General features: G+C 66.5%; 15 protein-coding genes. 5 read left to right on the plus strand and 10 right to left on the minus strand.

Annotation, left to right across the window (positions count from 1 at the left end; all coding sequences use genetic code 11):
- Nucleotides 1–219: 219 nt before the first annotated feature.
- The 3 genes from QX135_RS22925 (at nt 220) to QX135_RS22935 (ending at nt 4,816) form a co-directional block, all read left to right on the plus strand.
- Nucleotides 220–1,116: a 50S ribosomal protein L11 methyltransferase gene (locus tag QX135_RS22925; RefSeq protein WP_315736799.1), complete on the plus strand. Its 897-nt coding sequence runs from the start codon at nt 220–222 to the stop codon at nt 1,114–1,116.
- A gap of 479 nt (nt 1,117–1,595) precedes the next feature.
- The gene (locus QX135_RS22930; protein ID WP_315778772.1) at nt 1,596–3,419 is read left to right on the plus strand and encodes an aminopeptidase P family protein; all 1,824 of its coding nucleotides are present in this window, start codon (nt 1,596–1,598) and stop codon (nt 3,417–3,419) included.
- A 119-nt stretch (nt 3,420–3,538) separates the two neighbouring features.
- Complete coding sequence (locus QX135_RS22935) at nt 3,539–4,816, plus strand: multidrug effflux MFS transporter (RefSeq protein ID WP_315811277.1); 1,278 nt, start codon at nt 3,539–3,541, stop codon at nt 4,814–4,816.
- A gap of 192 nt (nt 4,817–5,008) precedes the next feature.
- On the opposite strand, the gene ligA is transcribed toward QX135_RS22935, so the two are convergent.
- From ligA to murC, 10 genes are all read right to left on the minus strand, one after another.
- Nucleotides 5,009–7,156 (minus strand): NAD-dependent DNA ligase LigA, encoded by a 2,148-nt coding sequence (gene ligA, locus QX135_RS22940; protein WP_315736794.1) that lies wholly within the window; start codon nt 7,154–7,156, stop codon nt 5,009–5,011.
- Nucleotides 7,157–7,265: 109 nt separating this feature from the next.
- Nucleotides 7,266–8,939: a DNA repair protein RecN gene (gene recN, locus QX135_RS22945; protein ID WP_316230188.1), complete on the minus strand. Its 1,674-nt coding sequence runs from the start codon at nt 8,937–8,939 to the stop codon at nt 7,266–7,268.
- 125 nt (nt 8,940–9,064) lie between these two features.
- Nucleotides 9,065–9,955: an outer membrane protein assembly factor BamD gene (locus QX135_RS22950; protein WP_315736792.1), complete on the minus strand. Its 891-nt coding sequence runs from the start codon at nt 9,953–9,955 to the stop codon at nt 9,065–9,067.
- Between the two features lie 401 nt (nt 9,956–10,356).
- Nucleotides 10,357–11,316 (minus strand): UDP-3-O-acyl-N-acetylglucosamine deacetylase, encoded by a 960-nt coding sequence (gene lpxC, locus QX135_RS22955; protein ID WP_316234302.1) that lies wholly within the window; start codon nt 11,314–11,316, stop codon nt 10,357–10,359.
- Between the two features lie 345 nt (nt 11,317–11,661).
- Nucleotides 11,662–13,500, minus strand: a complete 1,839-nt coding sequence (gene ftsZ, locus QX135_RS22960) for a cell division protein FtsZ (protein WP_315736790.1) — start codon at nt 13,498–13,500, stop codon at nt 11,662–11,664.
- A 90-nt stretch (nt 13,501–13,590) separates the two neighbouring features.
- The gene (gene ftsA, locus QX135_RS22965) at nt 13,591–14,910 is read right to left on the minus strand and encodes a cell division protein FtsA (RefSeq protein ID WP_315736788.1); all 1,320 of its coding nucleotides are present in this window, start codon (nt 14,908–14,910) and stop codon (nt 13,591–13,593) included.
- On the minus strand, nt 14,907–15,962 hold the full coding sequence (locus QX135_RS22970; protein ID WP_315736786.1) for a cell division protein FtsQ/DivIB: 1,056 nt from the start codon (nt 15,960–15,962) through the stop codon (nt 14,907–14,909). The genes ftsA and QX135_RS22970 overlap by 4 nt, the downstream gene beginning before the upstream one ends.
- Nucleotides 15,963–16,236: 274 nt before the next feature.
- Nucleotides 16,237–17,238, minus strand: coding sequence for a D-alanine--D-alanine ligase (locus tag QX135_RS22975; protein WP_315736785.1), 1,002 nt, complete (start codon nt 17,236–17,238; stop codon nt 16,237–16,239).
- A 70-nt stretch (nt 17,239–17,308) separates the two neighbouring features.
- A complete protein-coding gene (murB, locus tag QX135_RS22980) occupies nt 17,309–18,232 on the minus strand; it encodes a UDP-N-acetylmuramate dehydrogenase (RefSeq protein ID WP_316178589.1) in 924 nt (307 codons plus the stop codon).
- 205 nt (nt 18,233–18,437) lie between these two features.
- Complete coding sequence (gene murC, locus QX135_RS22985) at nt 18,438–19,841, minus strand: UDP-N-acetylmuramate--L-alanine ligase (RefSeq protein WP_316178587.1); 1,404 nt, start codon at nt 19,839–19,841, stop codon at nt 18,438–18,440.
- 67 nt (nt 19,842–19,908) lie between these two features.
- On the opposite strand from murC, the gene QX135_RS22990 reads away from it, so the two are divergent.
- Together QX135_RS22990 and QX135_RS22995 are read left to right on the plus strand one after the other, a co-directional pair.
- Nucleotides 19,909–20,142, plus strand: a complete 234-nt coding sequence (locus QX135_RS22990; RefSeq protein WP_316234303.1) for a hypothetical protein — start codon at nt 19,909–19,911, stop codon at nt 20,140–20,142.
- A 58-nt stretch (nt 20,143–20,200) separates the two neighbouring features.
- The gene (locus tag QX135_RS22995) at nt 20,201–20,938 is read left to right on the plus strand and encodes a carbonic anhydrase (RefSeq protein ID WP_316178584.1); all 738 of its coding nucleotides are present in this window, start codon (nt 20,201–20,203) and stop codon (nt 20,936–20,938) included.
- The last annotated feature ends 1 nt before the right edge of the window (nt 20,939 follow it).

Consider the following 20,939-nt stretch of genomic DNA (forward strand, 5'->3'; position numbering starts at 1 on the left):
ACGAGAAAATTAGGCGGCCAGAACCTAAAGTTGAGATAAGGCGCTCTGTTCAAGTTGCAGAGATTCTTTGCGGGAATTGAATCACAACTTTTACGCCGCCCCGCCAGCGGCAAGATACAACCGTTGAATGTTCCAACCTGGCAGATTTCCGGTCCTATCGCTTGCGTTGGCAGACAAATCCCTTAACCACGCCGTCAAATCTCGCCAGGATCCACCTTGATGACCTCAACGACCACGCCCGCCACCCACAAGGCCAGCTTCACCGTTGCCGATGAAGCGACCGCGCGCCCGGCCGTCGACGTCCTGACCGAGGTGTTCTTCGAAGGTGATGCCGCGGTCGCGGCCTTCGAGCGGCCGGACGGCCGCTGGGACGTGACGGTTCATTTCGCCGATCCGCCGGATCAGACGCTGGTGCGGGAGCTCGTCGGCGGGGCGGCGGGCTCCGACGTAGCCCAGACCCTGGCATTCGAAGTCGTCGAGGCCAAGGACTGGGTCAAGGCCAGCCTGGACGACCTCGTCCCGGTGCCGGCCGGCCGCTTCATGGTCCATGGCAGCCATGACCGGCAGCGGGTGCCCGGCAACAAGCTCGGGATCGAGATCGAGGCGGCGCTCGCCTTCGGCACCGGTCACCACGGCACCACGCGCGGCTGCCTGCTGCTGCTCGATCACGTGCTCAAGACCCGCGCGCCGCGACGGGTGCTCGACCTCGGCACCGGCACCGGCGTGCTCGCGATTGCCGCCGCCAAGGCGACGCACCGGTCCGTGCTGGCGAGCGACATCGATGCGCCCTCGGTCATGGTGGCGCGGGAGAACGCCCGGCTCAACGGCGCAGGCCCCCTGGTCCGGGTCATCCGTGCTACCGGCTTCGCCGCCGCGGACTTTGCCCGGTGCGGCCCTTTCGACCTGGTGCTGGCGAATATCCTGGCCAACCCGCTGCGCCAGCTGGCCGCGCCGATGCAGCGCCACCTCGCGCCCGGGGCCTTCGTGATCCTGTCGGGCCTGTTGACCCCGCAGGCACGCGCCGTCTGCGCCGCCTATCGTGCCCGCGGCCTGGTTCCGGTCCGGCATCTGAGAATCGAGGGGTGGAGCAGCCTGTTGCTGCAAAAGCAGCAGTGAGGCGGATCAGCTCATGGCATGGATCGAACCTGCACGCTGGGTGCGGCAAGCTCGCGATTACGTCTTCGGCTGGCTCTGCTGGGAGGTGGAGTCGGACTGACTACGAGAGGCACGTCGAACGCGCGGCGCGACGAGACGATTGACGAGATCCGCCAGCGCACTGCGCGGCTTCTCGGCCGGTGCGGGCGCCGGTCCACTTGGCGCGGGCGCCGATAGTTTTTCGAAGGTAAAAGCAGGCATCGTGCATCCCCTCGCCGTTGAGTTGAGGCACTCCCCGGATCATGCGACCGTGGATGATCTTTACGATCGTGGTCGTCACGTCCATACGTTTCCTCGCCGCATCTCTTTCGGATGACCGGCATGCGACAGCAAATCTTTTTGCACAGGCGAATGCAAGGAGATTCTTCGTGCACTGCACTGTCTGCTGGAGGAGTATTCGTCGCCGACGCGGCAAGATCCACTTCTAAAGTATGAGACCGATGTTCGAAGCTCTGTTCCAGACGTTCGAAGAACCCGAAACCGGCGTGGCGCTGACCGCGCGGCTGGCTGCTCTCCGCGAGGAGCTGGCACGGCGCAAGCTGACCGGCTTCATCGTGCCGCGCGCCGACCAGCAGCAGAACGAGTATGTGCCACCGTCGGAGGAAAGGCTGGCGTGGCTCACCGGCTTCACCGGATCGGCCGGCCTTGCGATCGTGCTGCCGCAGGCCGCCGCGATCTTCGTCGACGGCCGCTATACGCTGCAGGCCGGCAAGCAGGTCGACGGCAAGGCCTGGACCGTGGAATCGCTGATCGAGCCGCCGCCCGAGAGTTGGCTGACGCGACACCTGCAGAGCGGTGACCGCGTCGGCTTCGATCCGTGGCTGCATACGACGGCCGCGGCCGAACGACTGGCCGCCGCCTGTGCCAAGGCCGGCGCGGAGCTGGTGCCGGTCGAGAGCAACCCGGTCGACAGCATCTGGACCGAACGCCCGCTGCCGCCGCTCGGCGCCGTATCCATCCACGGCGCCGAATTATCCGGCGAGAGCGAGGCGGACAAGCTCGGCCGGATCCGCCAGGAGATCGAGCGGCTCGGCGTCGAGGCGCTGGTGCTGTCCGATTCCCACAACGTCGCTTGGACCTTCAACATCCGCGGCGCCGACGTCTCGCACACGCCACTGCCGCTGTCCTATGCGCTGGTGCCGAAGACCGGACGTCCGACCATCTTCATCGATTCCCGCAAGCTCTCGAACCTGACACGCGATCATCTCGAGCAGAGCGCCGAGGTGGCGGAGCCGGACGTGCTGACACCGCGCCTGACCGAGCTCGCGCAATCCGGCGCAGCCATCGCGCTCGACAGCGCCACGGCAGCCGATGCCCTGACGCGCCTGATCCAGGGCGCCGGCGGCAAGGCGGTGCGCGGCGCCGATCCGGTCAGCCTGCTCAAGGCCGCCAAGAACGCGGTGGAGATCGACGGTACGCGGCGCGCCCATCAGCGCGATGCGGTCGCGCTGGTGCGCTTTCTGGCCTTCATCGATCGCGAGGCGCCGAAGGGCACGTTGACGGAGATCGATGCGGTCGAGGCGCTGGAGAGCTTTCGCCGCGACACCGGCGCGCTCAAGGACGTGTCGTTCCCGACCATCTCGGGTACCGGTCCCAACGGCGCGATCGTGCATTATCGCGTCACCCGCAAGAGCAACCGCCGCATCATGCCGGGCGATCTGCTGCTGATCGATTCCGGCGCGCAATATCAGGACGGCACCACCGACGTCACCCGCACGATCGCCGTGGGCGTGCCGACTGAGGAGATGCGCGACCGCTTCACCCGCGTGCTGCGCGGCCACCTCGCGATCGCACGTGCGATCTTCCCCGATGGCGCTACCGGCGCCCAGCTCGACACCCTGGCGCGGCAGTTCCTGTGGCAGGCCGGCATCGATTTCGAGCACGGCACCGGTCACGGCGTCGGCAGCTATCTGTCGGTGCACGAGGGACCCGCGCGCATCTCGAAGCTCGGCACGACACCGCTGAAGCGCGGCATGATCCTGTCCAACGAGCCCGGCTACTACAAGACCGACGCGTTCGGCATCCGCATCGAGAACCTCGAGCTCGTGGTGGCGAAGGACGTCGCGGACGCGGAGAAGCCGATGAACGGCTTCGAGGCGCTGACCCTGGCGCCGATCGACCGCCGCCTGATCGACGTCGCCATGCTGACCGCCGAGGAACGGGCGTGGCTCGACGCCTATCATGGCCGGGTCAGGGAAACCGTCCGTGCAGCGCTCGACGAGAACGACCAGCGCTGGCTCGATCAGGCGACTGCGCCACTGTAGCGATCCGCGCGCCCTGCTACCAACTGTCCCGCTGCCCGCATGGGCGCATGCCGAAACAGGCATTTCCGCGAAGCGGAAGGCCGCTACAGTCAGGGCGTTCACCTGATTTGAGCGGCACCATGCATGGAATGATCAGCAGACCGCCCGGGGCGGCGCCACCGCGCGCCGTCCCCTCGCGCACCGTGCTGGTCCTCCTGGTCGTCATGACCGGGCTGGCGCCGATCTCGCTTTACCTGCTGGTGCCGGCCCTGCCGCTGCTCGCGACCACGTTCGGGCGCGACGCCTCCGTCGTGCAGATGACGGTGTCGTTCTACATGGCCGGCATCGCGATCTCGCAGCTGCTGCTCGGGCCGCTCTCCGACCGCTTCGGCCGCCGCCCCGTGATGCTTGCAGGGCTCGCGCTGTCGATCGTCGCAAGCGTCAGTTGCATCTTCGCCGACACCCTGCCCCAGCTGATCGCGGCGCGCTTCTTCCAGGCGCTCGGCGGCGCCAGCGGCATGGTGATCAGCCGCGCCATCATCCGCGATCTCTATCCGCGCGAGCGCATCGGCGCGATGATCAGCCTCGTCGTCGCGGTCATGATGATCGCGCAGATGCTGTCGCCGCTGACCGGCGGCCTGATCGAGATCGCGTTCGGCTGGCACGCCATCTTCTACGTCGTCGCCGCGCTGTCGATCGTGACCGCGATCGCCGTGACCTTGACCCTGCCGGAAACGCGCCCTGCCCGCATCGAAGGCGCGAGCTTCCGCCACGACGTCGCCATGCTCGTCAGGAGCCGCGCCTTCCTCGGCTACATGCTCTGCCAGGTGCTGGCGTCGCAGATCATCTTCGCCTTCGCCGGCGGCGGGCCGTATATCGTCGAGGTGCAGATGGGCCGCTCATCGGCGGAGTATGGCGCGTGGTTTGCGACCACCGGCTTCGCCTATTTCGTCGGCAACCTGTTCTGCGTGCGCTACGCGCCGCGCCATTCGCTCGATCGGCTGATCTGGTTCGGATTGGGACTGCAGCTCACCAGTGCCGCGCTGAACTTCACGTGGAGCCTGTTCGGTTTCAACCAGGTGCCATCAGTGCTGTTCGGCACGCAGATGCTGCTGATGTTCGCCAATGCCGCCGTGATGGCGAATTCCGCAGCCGGTGCCATCAGCGTCCGGCCGGGCGCAGCCGGCACCGCTTCCGGCGCGATGGGATTCCTGCAAATGGGCGTGGGCGCGCTGACGTCGCAGCTCGGCGCCTGGCTCGGCGGCCATTTCAGCAGCACGCTGCCGCTGACATCAGCGATGCTCACCCTGTCCCTCGCCTGCGCCTGCAGCATGATCTTCCTGGTCCCGCGCACGCAGATCAAGGTGACGAAGGAGCTGATCGAGACGGCGGAAGAGGACGAAGCCGGGGTAATGTGAGGGAGGTACGTGAGCGACTGCACGACCGCGCGTCACTCTCGGCGTCATACCCGCGCAGGCGGGTATCCAGTAGGCCGAGGCGTCTCGGCCCTATGACAAATGCCTGTGGAATACTGGATCATCCGCTTTCGCGGATGATGACAACTGTTGGTGTCGCATCCAGCGTCTGTCGCAACCAACACTGCGGAGCTGCTACTCCCCGATCAGCTGCAGCCACTCGTCCTCGGTGAGCACCTGCACGCCGTGCTTTTGCGCGTCCTTCAGCTTTGAGCCTGCCCCCGGACCGGCGACGACGTAGTCCGTCTTCTTCGACACCGATCCCGACACTTTCGCACCGAGCCGCTCGGCAGTCGCCTTGGCCTCATCGCGCGTCATCTTTTCCAGCGTGCCTGTGAACACGACAGTCTTGGCGGCGATCGGCGAATTGCGCTTCGGCCTCTCCGCGTCGAGGATCTTGACCTCTTTCGTCAGCCGCTCGACGATGCCGCGGTTGTGGTCCTCGCCGAAATAGGCGGCGACGCTCTTGATCACGGTGTCGCCGATCTGGTCGAGCGCATCCATCTCCGCGATCGCCTCCTCGTCGCCATTGGCGACCTTGAGACAGGCCTCATGGAACGCCTCCCATGAGCCATAGCCCCGCGCCAGCGCCAGCGCCGTGGTCTCGCCGACATGGCGCATGCCGAGCGCAAAGATGAAGCGCTCCAGCGCGATCTCGCGCCGCGCGTCGATGGCATTGAAGAGATTGCGCACCGAGGTCTCGCCATAGCCCTCGATCTCCTCGAGCTTCAGCTTGCTGTTGCGTGCGGCCAGCGTGAAGATGTCGGCGGGCTCCTTGACCCAGCCCTGGTCGAAGAAGAATTGGATCTGCTTCTCGCCGAGACCATCGATGTCGAAAGCGCGGCGCGAGGCGAACAGCTTGAGGTGCTCGATCTTCTGGAACGGACAGGCGAACTCGCCGGTGCAGCGGGCGCGCGAGCCCTCCTCGCCGGTCGCAATCTCCTCACGCACGACGTCGGTATGCAGCGGACAAGGGCACGTCTTCGGGAAGTGGAATTCCTTGGCGTGCTCCGGCCGTTTGTCGATGAGGACGTCGACCACTTGGGGGATGACGTCGCCGGCGCGCTGGATCACGACGGTGTCGCCGATCCGGATGTCACGGCCCTCGCGCAGCACCTCGCCCTTGTTGCCGATCCCCTTGATGTAGTCCTCATTGTGCAGCGTCACGTTCTGCACGATGACGCCGCCGACACCGACCGGCTCAAGCTTGCCGACCGGCGTGAACGAGCCGGTGCGGCCGACCTGGATCTCGATGTCCTTGAGCACGGTCATGGCGCGCTCGGCCGGAAACTTGTGCGCGATGCCCCAGCGCGGCGTGCGCGACACGAATCCGAGCCGCTCCTGCCAGTCGATGCGGTCGACCTTGTAGACGACGCCGTCGATATCGTAGTCGAGCTCGGCGCGCTGCTCCTCGATGTGATGATGGAACGCGATCAGCTCCTCCACCGAGTGGCAGAGCCTCGTGAGCGGATTGGTGGTGAAGCCGCAGCGCTCGAACCATTTGATCATGCCGCTCTGCGTCTCCGCCGGCATCGCGCTCATTTCGCCCCAGGCATAGGCGAAGAAGCCGAGGGGACGCGAGGCGGTGATGGCCGGATCCTTCTGCCGCAGCGAACCTGCGGCGGAGTTGCGCGGGTTGGCGAAGATGGTGTCGCCCGCTTCCTTCTGGCGCTCGTTGAGCGCGAGGAAGGCCTGCTTGGTCATGTAGACCTCGCCGCGCACTTCGCAGATGTCGGGCAGGTTGCGGCCGTGCAGCTTGTGCGGCACGTCCTTCAGGGTGCGGATGTTGGCGGTGACATCCTCGCCCTCGGCGCCGTCACCGCGGGTCGCGGCGGTGACCAGCTCGCCGCCTTCATAGCGTAGCGACATCGACAGCCCGTCGATCTTCGGCTCGGCCGAGAAATCGATGCGATCGTCGGCAAGCTTGAGGAAGCGCGCGATGCGGCCGACGAAGTCGCGCACGTCCTCCTCGGCGAAGGCGTTGTCGAGCGACAGCATCGGCACCGCGTGCCGCACTTTCTTGAACCGGCCGGAGGGAGCCGCGCCGACCTTCTGTGACGGAGACTCGCTGCTGACGAGCTCAGGGAAACGCTTCTCGATCGCATTGAAACGGCGACGCAGCTCGTCATAAGCGGCGTCCGAGATCTTCGGCGCGTCATCCTGATAATAGAGCCTGTCGTGGGTCTCGAGCTCCAGCGCCAGCCGCTTCCATTCCACCTTGGCCTGGGCCTTGGTGAGATCGGCAACGTCGACGGGCTGCTTCGGTTTTGCTGTCTTGGGCATGCTGCGTACTGTCTGCTCGTCATGGCGGGACGGCCCGAAGGCCGCCCCGAAACGACGGTTTACACAATGCGCACGCCGGAGCCAAAAGCGTTCGGCCCGATCCCTCGGCTTATGCCGCCGCAGCCTCCAGCAGCCGGTCGGCGGCGGCACGGGCTTCGGCGGTGACCTCGGCGCCGGCCAGCATGCGGGCGATCTCCTCGCGGCGGTGCAGGGTGGCGAGCGTGTTGACCCGGGTGACGACACGCCTGCCGCGATCCAGCGCATCCTTGGAAATCAGGAGATGCTGGTCCGCCCTGGCCGCGACCTGCGGCGCATGGGTCACGGCCATCACCTGAACCCCGTGCGCGAGCCGCGCCAGCCGGGCGCCGATGGCATCGGCGACCGCGCCGCCAACGCCGGTATCGATCTCGTCGAACACCAAGGTCGGCGCCGAGCCGCGGTCGGACAGCACGACCTTGAGCGCCAGCAGGAACCGCGACAGCTCGCCGCCCGAGGCGACCTTCATCATCGGGCCCGGCCGCGTGCCCGGATTGGTCTGCACCCAGAACTCGACGCGATCGATGCCCTCCGGCCCCGGCGCTTCGGCGTCGCTGTCGACCTGGGTCATGAACTTGGCGCGTTCGAGCTTGAGCGGAGCGAGCTCGGCATGGACGGCCCGGTTCAGCTTCTCCGCCGACTTGGTCCGCGCCGCCGACAGCTTGGCCGCCGCCGCGGCATAGCGCGCATCGGCCGCCGCCGCCGCCGCTTCCAGCTTCTTCAACTGCTCGGCGCCGGCATCGATCAGGATCACATCGGCGGCATATTTGGCAGCCAAAGCAGCCAGACCGTCCACCGGCGTCGAATATTTGCGCGCGGCCGCGCGCAGCGCGAACAGCCGCTCCTCGATGCGCTCCAGCTCCAGCGGATCGAAATCGGTGGCCGCGAGCGCCACCGTCAGATGCTGATCGGCCTCCTCCAGGGCGTTGATCGCCGAATCGATCGCCTTCACCGCTGGATCGACCAGCGCGGGCGAGCTGACCGCGCGTCGCTCCAGCCGGCGGACCGCCGCAGCCAGCGCGGCAATCGGCGACTGGTTGCCGCTGACGGCATCCTGCGCGTCACGCAGATCGCCTGCGATCTTCTCGCCCTGCATCATGGCGGTGCGGCGGGCGGCGAGCTGCGTCTCCTCGCCCTCCTTTGGCGCCAGCTTCTTCAGCTCGTCCGAGGCATGCCGCAGATAATCGGCCTCGCGGGCCGCGCGCTCCATGCTCGCACGATGCTCATCGAGCGCCGTGACCGCGGTCCGGCGGGCCGCCCAGAGCGCCTCGACCGCGGCGACATCCTTCTCCAGGCCCGCAAAGGCATCCAGCAGCCGGCGGTGGGTGGCGGCATCGACCAGCGCACGTTCGTCATGCTGGCCGTGGATCTCGACCAGGGTGGCGCCGATCGCTTTCAGCGTCTGCACGCTGACCGACTGGTCGTTGATGAAGGCGCGGGTGCGGCCGTCGCCGTATTGAACGCGGCGCAGGATCATCTCGCCATCGGCATCCAGGCCGTTGGCAGCGAGGATCCTGGCGGCGGGATGATCCTTGCCGATCTCGAACACGGCCGTGACCTGCCCCTGGTCGGCGCCGTGGCGCACCAGGCTGGCGTCGCCGCGGCCGCCGAGAGCGAGAGCAAAGGCGTCGAGCAGGATCGACTTGCCGGCACCGGTCTCGCCGGTCAGCACCGCAAGTCCATGGGAAAATTCGAGATCGAGTCGTTCGATCAGGACGATGTCACGGATCGACAGTCGCGCCAGCATGGAACCGAAGTCCTTCGTAACGGGGCGGAACGCCCCTGAGCGAACGACTCGATGCTAGCAGCAAATAGAGAACAAAACAAGAATACAGAACAAAGCCAGACCGACCAGCCGATCTGGCCGACCGCTCAGCCCAGGCCCAGCTTCTTGAAGGCCCGAGAGATGTAGGAGCCCTTGTTCTCCTCGGGCTCGACGCCGCCCGACTTCACGAGATTGTAGGCGTCCTTATACCACTTGCTGTCGGGGAAATTGTGCCCGAGCACAGCCGCCGCCGTCTGGGCTTCGCCGACGATGCCGATCGTCATGTAGGCCTCGGTCAGGCGATACAGCGCTTCCTCGACGTGCCGCGTGGTCTGATACTGCGTCACCACCGCCTTGAAGCGGTTGATGGCGGCCGTGTAGTCGCGCTTCTGCATGTAATAGCGGCCGACATCCATCTCCTTGCCGGCGAGCTGGTCGCGGGCGCCCTCCATCTTGGCCTTCGCATTGGTGGCGTATTCGGAGGTCGGATATTTGCGTACCACCTCTTCGAGTGAGGCAATGGCCTTCTCGGTGCGGCCCTGATCGCGGCTGATGTCCGGGATCTGGTCGTAATGCGACGCGGCGATCAGGTATTGCGCATAGGCCGCGTCCGGGCTGCCCGGATGCAACGTCACGTAACGGGTGGCAGCGCCGATGCAGCCGTCGTAGTCGCCGGCCTGATAGGACGCGTAGGCCGACATCAGCAGCGATTTGCGGGCCCAGTCGGAATAAGGATGCTGGCGATCGACCTCCTCGAACTTCTTGGTCGCGCCTTTGACGTCCTTCTTCTCGTTCATCAGGAACAAGCCCTCATTGTAGAGCTTGTCCGCGGGCTCATCGACGAAGGTGTCGTCCTTGGCCAGGAATTTGTCCCAGAGTCCGCCGGTGCCGCAGCCGCTCAACAACGGCGCCAGCAGGATCAGCGACGCGGCGAGGCGGAGCCGGCCGATGCTTGCTGCGGGATGACGGAGGTCGCGCGTGAGACGCTGTATCGACATGCTTCTTTGGAACCCGATGCCTGTGATCTGATCTACGCCGCGCACCATGAAGGTCGCTTCATGACCGCGAAGGAAGAGCCCCGCCAGTGGCACGCATCACGCGGCCCCGGCCTCTCTAGCCGAAAACACTTCATCAACCAACCGCATAGGAAGCCAATCCGCCCGGATTAAGGCAAGATCGAGGCTGCCGCCGTGCATCATGGTTATCGCTGAAGAAGCCGCGGGAAAACCTGGAAATGCCGACAGCCCGTCCATGAGGAAGGATGCGGTCGGCAACAATCAATGACAAAAAATTCAGCGTACAAGATCTGCAGCCGAGCAAATACCGACGGCAGAATCGTGTTGCCCCATCGCGCCCCACGAGGGACGCTATCCGTTCGCTCGAGCCTCGCAGCAGGCGCTCAGGACACGTCCGGACCGTAGGCCGGGGCGACCATGCCACCGACCATGCCACCGACGGCGTCCGCGGCCACGCGGGGACGCCGCACGGTCTCGCCTTCGACGATCCGCCAGGCGGCGCGATCGGCCATCAGAGCGGTCAGGACCGCGTGGTTGAGCTTGTGACCGCCACGGACCGAACGATAGGTTCCGAGCATCGGCAGGCCGGCCAGCGCCAGATCACCGATCGCGTCCAGCACCTTGTGGCGGACGCATTCGTCCGCGTAGCGCAGACCTTCGGGATTGAGCAGACGGTCCTCGTCGAACACCAGCGTGTTGTCGAAGGAGGAGCCGAGCGCGAAACCGGCGCTCCACAGCCGCGACACGTCGCTCATGCAGCCGAAGGTACGGGCGCGGGCGATCTCGCGGCGGAAGCGCTCGGGATTGAGTTCGAAATGATAGGCTTGGCGGCCGATCACGGGATTGGTGAAATCGATCTCGGCTTCGACCCGGAAGCCGGAGTTGTTGGGACGCAGCTCGCCCGTCGAGGCACCCATGGTCACCTGGACCGGCTTGAGCACCTGAATGTAACGCCGTGGAGCCGACTGATTGACGATCCCGGCCTGGTCGATGGCAGCGACGAACGGCGCAGCGCTACCGTCCATGATCGGTACCTCAGGGCCGTCGACCTCGATCAGGGCGTTGTCGACACCCATGCCGCGCAGCGCGGCGAGAACATGCTCGGCGGTCGAGACCAACGGGCCGTTGCGGTCACCGAGCACCGTCGCGAGCTCGGTCGCGATCACCGAACCGAAGGAGGCCTGGACCTCGCGGTCGGCCCCATCGAGGCCGGTGCGGAGGAACACGATCCCCGCATCGATCGGCGCCGGGCCAATCGTCAGGCTGACAGGCGCACCAGAGTGGACGCCTACACCGGTGACGGTGGCTTGCGAACGAAGCGTTGTTTGCCGGCTGAATTTCATCGACGATCGCCCAAGACCCCGCCTGACCCTTCATCGGTCGCCCCTCGCGAACCGACTCACTTTCAGGCATCCCCAAGTCACGGCAGAACTTAACGAGAGCCCCAAAGAGCGCCAACTCACGCTTCTTTACGGATTGTTACCCCATCTCTGCCGTATTCGCGCCAACCCTTAACCAAACTGGAACGTGGCCTTAACCCTCCTGGTTCCCGATCTAAACACCGAAAGAATAATTAATCATTTAAAATCAGTTAGTTGAAGGGCGAACGGCGCGCGCCGGGAGGCCAAGGAAAAGGCCCGGCTCTCGCGAGCCGGGCCTGTTCAGCACCGTCAGGGCTGTAACAATTCTCAGGTTGCCTGCCGGCGGAGGAAGGCCGGGATATCCAAATGGTCGTCTCCCTGTGGCGCCGGGGACACAGGCGCTGGACGGCCATGGACGTCCAGCCCCTGCGGCGCGGGACGGCGGGCATATTCCGAGACGGGCGATTCGTGGCTCGCAACCTGCTGAGCAACGTTCCGCTGCGGCTTCCGTTCCGGCAGGGGCGGCATCTGCGGCATGGCAGGACCCGCAGTCCGTACCGGCAGCAGAGGTTCGGCGTCCTCGTCCCGGCGGCCGAGACCGACATTTGCGAGACGCTGCAGCAGCGACATCCGGGTCTTCTGCGGATGCTCGTCGCCCTCGTCGCCCCTCGCCTGACGAATCTCGGCCTGGGCCGGCATCGGCAGGTCCTCGAACTTCGGCATGCGCGGCGCGCGAACCGGAACCCGCTCGGCGGCCTGCGGAATGAAGGTCTCGGGCAAGGCCGCCGGCTCGATCGGAGCCGCGCGCTGCGCCTCGGGCTCCGGGAACAGCGACGGCTTCTGTGCAATCGGGCGCACCGTCACATCGCCATAGGACGCTGCCTGCGCCGGGGCAGCCGACGGACCGGGCTCGCTTGCCATCGCGGCCGCGACGGCGGCCAGCGTATCGCGCTCGAGATTCGGCGCCGGACGCGGCGCAGGCGCCATCGGCGCGGGTGCCGGAGCGGCGACGGCCGGAGCCTGCGACGCCTGCTGCTCGAGCTTGGCGGCGCGTTCAGCCAGGCGCTGATTGTCGGCGCGCAGGCGCGCGGTCAGATCGGCGAGGCGGCTTTCAGGAAGACCCGCAACAGCGGTCGGGGCGGCGGCAATCGGAGCGACAGCCGCCGCCGGCTGTGAGGTCGTAACGTTCCGGTTGAACTGCGCCTGCTCGATGCCGGTGGCAACCACCGACACCCGGATCAGGCCGTCCAGCGATTCGTCGAAGGTGGCGCCGACGATGATGTTGGCGTCCTGGTCGACCTCCTCGCGGATGCGGGTCGCGGCTTCGTCGACCTCGAACAGCGTGAGGTCCTTGCCGCCGGTGATCGAGATCAGGAGACCACGGGCGCCCTTCATCGAGGAATCGTCGATCAGCGGGTTCGCGATCGCGGCCTCGGCCGCGGTCAGCGCGCGCTTGTCCCCGGAGGCCTCGCCGGTGCCCATCATCGCCTTGCCCATCTCACGCATGACGGCGCGGACGTCGGCGAAGTCGAGGTTGATCAGGCCTTCCTTGACCATCAGGTCGGTGATGCAGGCGACGCCGGAATAGAGCACCTGGTCGGCCATCGCGAAGGCGTCCGCGAAGGTGGTCTTCTCGTTGGCGACCCGGAACAGGTTCTGGTTCGGGATGATCAGCAGCGTGTCGACGACCTTGTGCAGCTCCGAGATGCCCGATTCTGCGGTGCGCATACGGCGCGCGCCTTCGAAGTGGAACGGCTTGGTGACGACGCCCACGGTGAGGATGTTCATCTCGCGCGCGGTCTTGGCGATGACCGGAGCTGCACCGGTGCCGGTTCCGCCGCCCATGCCGGCGGTCACGAACACCATGTTGGCGCCCGAGAGGTGATCGCGGATCTCGTCGATCACCTCCTGTGCGGCGGCGGCGCCGACATCCGGCTGCGAGCCGGCGCCGAGGCCCTGGGTCACCTGCGTGCCCATCTGGATGATGCGCTGCGCCTTGGACATGGTCAGCGCCTGCGCGTCAGTATTGGCGACGACGAAGTCGACGCCCTGAAGGCCAGCCGTGATCATGTTGTTGACGGCGTTGCCGCCCGCGCCGCCGACCCCGAACACGGTGATCCGGGGCTTCAGCTCGTGGATATCAGGAGGGGTAATAGTGAGTGCCATGATTGCCTCTCGATCACGCGCGGGTGGGTTCGCCCCGGCCGCCGGCCGCGGTTGGTGTTGTTGGAAATCGCATGGGATGGAAACCGGTCATCAGAAGCCCTCGCGTAGCCATCGTCCGACCTTTCCGAAGTAGCCGTCGGTTCCTGTCCCGACCTGCCGCGTATGCCGCGGTTCGACATGTTCGAGGTGCGCGTATTGCGGATAGACCAGCAGCCCCGTCGGCACCGCGAAGGCGGCGTTCTTGGCCTCGTTGGGAAGACGGCCGAAGCCAAGCGGGCGGCCGACACGCACCGGGCGGTCGAGGATCCGGGTCGCAAGCTCGACCAGCCCCGTCAGCTGGGAGGCGCCTCCGCTGAGGACGACGCGCGCCTTGGGTTCTGCCGCAAAGGGCGAATCCTTCAGCCGGTCGCGGACCATTTCAAAAATCTCCTCTGCGCGGTGCCTGACGATGTTCGCGATGGTGGCGCGGGACACGATCTGCGGAACATCCCGCTCGTTGTCACCGGCCGTCGGAACAGACATCAACTCACGCGCGTCGGACCCGCCAGTCAGCACCGTGCCATATAACGTCTTGATTCGCTCGGCATCTGCAATGCACGCTGATAGTCCGCGCGCAAGATCCATGGTCACGTGGTGCCCGCCGAGCGCAAAACCGGAGGCATGGACGAAGCGGCCGCCGGAATAGATCGCGATCGTCGTGGTGCCCGCCCCCATCTCGACCACGGCAGCGCCGAGATCGGCCTCGTCGTCGGTCAGCACCGACAACCCGGCAACATACGGGCTTGCCGCCATGGCCTCGACGTTGAGATGGCAACGCTCCACCACGAGCATCAGGTTCTTGGCCACGGTGGCGTCGGTCGTGACCACGTTCATGTCGACGCCGAACTGCCGCGCCAGCATGCCGCGGGGGTCGCGGATGCCCTTCACGCCATCGAGCGTGTAGCCGACGGGCAAGGCATGCAGCACCGCGCGCCCGTCGCCGGTGGCGTGATGCATGCCGGTTGAGGTCACGCGGCTGACATCGGCCTGGGTCACGGCGCCGCCGCGAATGTCCGAGGTGGCCTCGATCAGATGGCCCATGACGCGGCCGCCGGCGACCGGCAGCAGCACGGACTCGACCCGCACCCTGGCCATGCGCTCGGCCAGCGCGACCGCCTGCCGCACGGCCTGCTCGCATTCGACGGGATCGACGACGGCCCCGGCCTTGACGCCGCGCGACTGGATCTGGCTGTAGCCGATCAGCTCGACCGTGTGGGTGCGGCCGCGCAGCGCGTCGCTCGGCGGCGCCGGCTTCAGCCGCGCGATCATGCAGGCGATCTTGCTGGTGCCGACATCGAGAGAGGCCACAAGCGCCGTGCGCTTCTGGCCCATCGGGCGCGTCTTCGGAGTCTGGCGATCGAAGCCGGTCATGCGTCACCGGCCTTCTTCTTGGACTTCTTGTCCTTGAACAGCTCGTCGTGCGCCTTCGCTGCGTCCTCGGACAGTTGCACCGTCAGGCGGTCCGGCAGCCGCAAGTCGATGGCGACGATGTCGCGTGAGAACAGCCGATCGTCCTGATCGAGCTGGGTCAGGGTGGCGAGCGCGTTGCCGACATCGTGCTCGGGCAGGCGAATGTCGAGGCCGTCCTTGGTACGCAGGTTCCAGCGCCGCTCGCCGACGAACACGGCGGCCTTGGTGACGGCGCGCACCTGCGGGTAGCGGGCGAGCAGCGCCAGGAAATCGCGGGCGCGGCTCTCGGCCCCCTTGCCGACCACCAACGGCAGCGTCAGGAAACGGCGCGAGACATATTGCTCGAGCACGGCGCCGTCATCGGCGATGACCGAGAGGCGGCCCTCCTGCTGCCAGAGCGCGAACGCCTTGCGCTCGACGACGTCGATCTGCAGCTGGTTCGGAAAGAACTTCTGCACCGTGGCGTCGGCGATCCAGGGGTTGGCCTTGAGCCTGTCGCGCACGGCGGCGGCATCGAGGAACAGCAGCGAGGAGCGGCCGGTGACGCCGCCGACGGCGAGGATCTCGTCCTGGGTGAGCTGCTTGCGGCCGTTGATCGCGACGGCCGTGATGCGGAAGCCGGCCGCATTGGCCAGGGCATTGCGGGTGTCGGACAGGGCCGCGCTGACGTCCTGGGCGTGGCCGCCCTTGACGATGCCAAGCCAGACGCTGCCGAACAAGAGCACCACGGTCGCCACGGTGCCGAGCCGGCGCGGCAGATAGCGCTCGACGAGCTCGACCACGCGCGGCGGCGCCTCACGCTCGACCATCGGCGCGAGCGCGGCCTGCATCGGCGCAAGATCTCTTCGGGTCGACCGCCGGCCCAGAGGTTGCTTCGTGTATCCCCGCGCGAAGCGGACACGCGGAAGGCGGGCCGAGACATACTCGCGCAGCAGGATTGCCGCGCCAAGGGCAGCGGCTTTCAGGTTCGCTTGAGGCCTCTGCGATCGAGCGAGGCGTCCTGCACCATCCATTGCACGAGCTCATCAAACTGTTGCGCCCGCAGATACTCGCGGACCCGCGCCTGCGCTCCCGGCCGGCCGGACACTGGTGACGTCACGACCCGGCAGCCGAGCACCACTGAGGCGCCAGCGTTAACCTTCGGACGTCCTGGTAAACAAAAAGTAAAATCGGTCCGGAGAGACGAATTTTTTCTCCGATTTATGAGGACCTTGCCTGGAATTCTTAAGCATTTTACAGGTTACAGGAACCATCGGGGGACGCCGGGCCGGGGGACCTCCGGTGCGTCTACCGCACGTTTGATCGGCGACTGCGCCCCTCGGCCAAGGCGATCTGCTGATTGAGGAAATCGACGAAGGCGATGCCCTGTGCCGCGAGCGCCTTGGGATAGAGCGAGGCCGCGGTCAGCCCGGGCAGCGTGTTGGTCTCGAGATAGACGGGGCCATTGGCCGAGACGATGAAGTCGGTCCGCGAATAGCCGCCGCAGGACAGCGCGCGATGCGCCTTGATCGCCTCCGTCTGCAGCGCGGCCGTCACCTCCGGACTGAAGCGGCCGGGACAGATCTCCTTCGTCGCCGCGGCGAGGTACTTCGCGAAATAGTCGAAGGCGCCGTCTGCGGGGAGGATCTCGATCGGCGGCAGCGCGATCAGCGATCCATCGGCCTGTTCGAGCACGCCGCAGGTCGCCTCCGTCCCGGTGACGAAGGGCTCGATCAGATACTCCTCGGTCGCGGCTGCCGCTTTGACGGCAACGAGGTCCTGGCTGGCGTTGACGAAGATCAGCCCGAAGCTCGATCCGTCCTTCACCGGCTTGGCGATCAGCCTGCCGTAGCGCGCCAGCGCCGCTTCGGCGTCATCGAGCGCGACGCCCTCGGCCGCCGTCACCCCGCCGAGCACGGCGAAGCGCTTCGCCGCGACCTTGTCGAAGGCGAGGTGCGAGGCTGCCGAGCTCGAGCCGGTGAACGGCACGCCGCGAAGCTCGCACATCAGTTGAAGCTCGCCATTCTCCGCCCGGCCACCGTGGAGACCGAGCACCAGAACCCGATCCTCGGCCCTGGCGCGATCGAGAGCCTCGACGAGCGTCCCGATCCGGGGGCCATCGGCGGTGAACGGCTCCTCGAACGGCTTCGCATGCGCGACCAGCGCCGTGCCACTCGCCTGATGCACCGTGTCGTCGGCCTCCCAGAACCAGAGGTCAGCCTCGGGCAGCGCGGCATGCAGCGCCTTGGTGCTGGCGACCGAGACGAGGCGCTCCTTGTTGGAGCCGCCGAACAAAATCGTGGTGCGCATCAATGTCTTCTCGGTTGATCTCACAACCGCAGTCGCGATTGCGCTGACGTCACTTGAGCAAGCGGGGCGATCAGCTCGCCTTGACTCCGATCCGCTTGATCTCCCACTGCAGCTCGATGCCCGAACTCGCCTTGACCCGCGCACGCACGGTCTCGCCGAGCGTCTCGATGTCCTCGGCCGTGGCATCGCCGGTGTTGATCAGGAAGTTGCAGTGCATTTCGGAAACCTGGGCGCCGCCGACCTTGAGGCCGCGGCAGCCCGCGGAATCGACCAGCTTCCAGGCGGAATGTCCGGGCGGATTCTTGAAGGTCGAGCCGCCGGTCTTCTCGCGGATCGGCTGCGCCGTCTCACGATGCGCCTGCACCTCGGCCATGCGCGCCCGGATCGCCTCCGGCGCCGACGGCGTGCCGCGGAAGCGCGCTGCCGTGAAGATCAGCGACGGATCGACGCCGCTCGCGCGATAGGTGAACTTCATCTCGGCATTGTTGAAGAGACGGGTCTCCCCGCTGCGGTCGATCGCAATCGCCTCGACCAGGATGTCCTTGGTCTCGCCGCCATTGGCGCCGGCATTCATTCGCAACGCGCCGCCGATCGTGCCGGGGATGCCGAACAGGAATTCGAGGCCGGCGAGATTGGCGGAGGCTGCGACCTCGGCCACGCGCTTATCGAGCGCAGCCGTCCCGGCCGTGACGATGTCGCCTTCCGCCCTGACCTCACCGAACGCGCGCGGCGCCAAGCGGATGACGATGCCGGGCACCCCGCCGTCGCGCACGATGAGGTTGGAGCCGACGCCAATGACGATGACCGGCAGATCGGCTGGAAGCCGCCTCAGGAAATAAGCGAGGTCGTTGGCATCGGCTGGCGTGAACAACACCTGCGCCGGACCGCCGACGCGAAACCATGTGAGCGGCGCCAAGCTCTCATTGGCCAGCAGCCGCCCGCGCAGCTCCGGCATTGCGGCTTTGAGGTCGGGGGTGATGTCGGGGAAGGTCATGCGGCCGCTCTCGCATCGTGCCCCGACATCGTCAGGGTCGGCACGCACTCTCCGTTCCCTCCCCCCTTGTGGAGGAGGAGGGTCAGGGAGGGGGGTGAGCCCCAGGCGCCGGCGCTCGTGGTACCCCCCACTCCACCTCTCCCCCACAAGGGAGGAGAGAGCAGAGTATGCCGTGGAGCTGCCAGCTCGCTCAATAATACCGCCCTCATCCCAGCGCCTTCAACTCGCCGGGCAGCGCGTAGGCCCATTGCGTGATGTTGCCGGCGCCGAGGCAGACGACGAGATCGCCCGGCTTGGCGAGTCCCTTGACGATGCCGGCGAGGTCCGCGGCCTTCGGCAGCGGCACCACGTCGCGATGGCCGTGGGCGCGCAGGCCGAGCACGAAATGGTCGCGATCGACGCCTTCGATCGGCGCCTCACCAGCCGGATAGACATCAGCGACGACGACGGCGTCGGCGTCGTTGAAGCAGGTGCAGAACTCCTCGAACAGCGACTGCAGCCTTGTGTAGCGATGCGGCTGCACCACGGCGATGATCTTGCCGTTGGTGGATTCGCGCGCCGCCTTCAGCACGGCCGCGATCTCGACCGGGTGATGGCCGTAATCGTCGATCACGGTCACGCCATTCCATTCGCCGGTGCGGGTGAAGCGGCGCTTGACGCCGCCGAAGCCGGCAATCGCCTTGCGGATGGCCTCGTCGGACAGGCCGAGCTCGCGCGCGACCGCGATCGCCGCCGTTGCGTTCGAGGCATTGTGCCGGCCTGGCATCGGCAGCGCGATGTCGGCAATCTCGTGCGTCGCGCCGCTCTTGCGATTGCGGAACACCACCTTGAAGCGGGAGCCGCCGCCCATCGGCGTCAGATCGACGAGGCGCACATCGGCCTGCGGGTTGACGCCGTAGGTGATGATCCGGCGGTCCTCGATCTTGCCGACCAGCGTTTGCACCACCGGGTGATCGATGCACATCACGGCGAAGCCGTAGAACGGCACGTTCTCGACGAAGGTGCGGAACGCCTCCTGCACGGCGTCGAAGGTCTTGAAGTGATCGAGATGCTCGGGATCGACATTGGTGACGATGGCGACATCCGCCGGCAGCTTCAGGAAGGTGCCGTCGCTCTCGTCCGCCTCGACCACCATCCACTCGCCGCCGCCGAGCCGCGCATTGGTGCCGTAGGCATTGATGATGCCGCCATTGATGACGGTGGGATCGAGCCCGCCGGCATCAAGCAGCGCCGCGACCATCGATGTCGTCGTGGTCTTGCCATGGGTGCCGGCGATCGCGACGCAGCTCTTCAGCCGCATCAACTCGGCCAGCATCTCGGCGCGGCGGACGACGGGGATGCGCTGGGCGCGCGCGGCCATCAGCTCGGGATTGTCGCGCTTGATCGCAGTGGAGACGACGACCACATCCGCGCCGGCGACGTTCTCGGCCTTGTGCCCGACGCTGACGGTGATGCCCTTCTCGCGCAGGCGTGCGACGTTCGCATTGTCCGAGGCGTCCGAACCCTGCACCGTATAGCCGAGATTGCACAGCACCTCGGCGATGCCGCTCATGCCGATGCCGCCGATCCCGACGAAGTGGATGGGTCCGATCTCGCGCGGCAGTCTCATGGGGCGTCTCGTCTCAAGGGTTCCGGGCGCCCGGCGGAGGGGCGCGACCGCGAATCATCAGCCCTTCTTGCAAGACATGACCGGCCTGGACAAGTCCGCCCCGGCCGTAAACATCGCCAAATTCGCAGGCGTCCGCCCGATTTTGGCCGATTTTGGCAGCTTCGCGGCCGCGATGGGCGAGCAGTTCCCGCCGGGGATGCCCGCTTCACAAATTGTTAAGCGCGATCCCACGCAAACCCGTCCCAACGGGATACCTGCAATTTTTGCGCGTTCACCGCGTCAGTTCGCGTGGCATGGGTAGTGCCGCGGCCGGCGTGCCGGTCGCGCATCTTTCAACTCTTGATGGAGAATCCCCGCCGATGTGCTCGCTGTGTGAACCGCAATCCCCCGTGTTGTCCCGCCGCCGGCTGCTCGGCGGCGGCGCAGTGCTGGCCGCCGCGGCGGTCGGCGCGCTTCCGGCGTTTGCGAAGGAAGCCAAGCAGACGAGCGACATCGCGACACCCCCCAACGCGATCTCGCCGGACGACGCGATGAAGCGCATCGTCGATGGCAACGCGCGCTACGTCGCCGGCAATCTCGACAACAAGGATTTCTCGGCCGGCCGCGCGGCCCGCGCCGCGGCACAGTACCCGATCGCCGCGATCGTGAGCTGCGCCGATGCACGGGTCGCGCCGGAGCTGGTGTTCGATCAGGGGCCTGGTGAGCTGTTCGTGGTCCGGGTTGCCGGCAATTTCGTCAACGACGACGGTCTCGCCAGCCTCGAATATGGCGTCAAGTTCCTCGGCACGCCTCTCGTGCTGGTGCTTGGTCACAGCGGCTGCGGCGCCATCGATGCCACGATCAAGGTGCTCAAGGACGGCACCAAGCTGCCTGGCCACCTGCCCGCCCTGATCAATGCGCTCAAACCCGGCGTCGAGGCCGCGATCGCGAAGAAGCCGCAGGACCTGCTGGCCGAGGCCACCGCGGAGAACGTGCGCAACAATGTCCGGCGCCTGTCGACCGCCAAGCCGATCGTCGGCCGCATGGTCGCCGAGGGCAAGGTGAAGATCGTCGGCGGCATCTATGACATCGGCTCCGGCCGGGTCACGATGATCTGAC

Origin of the sequence: Bradyrhizobium sp. SZCCHNR1098 (genome assembly GCF_032489375.1) — a bacterium.
Lineage (GTDB): Bacteria > Pseudomonadota > Alphaproteobacteria > Rhizobiales > Xanthobacteraceae > Bradyrhizobium.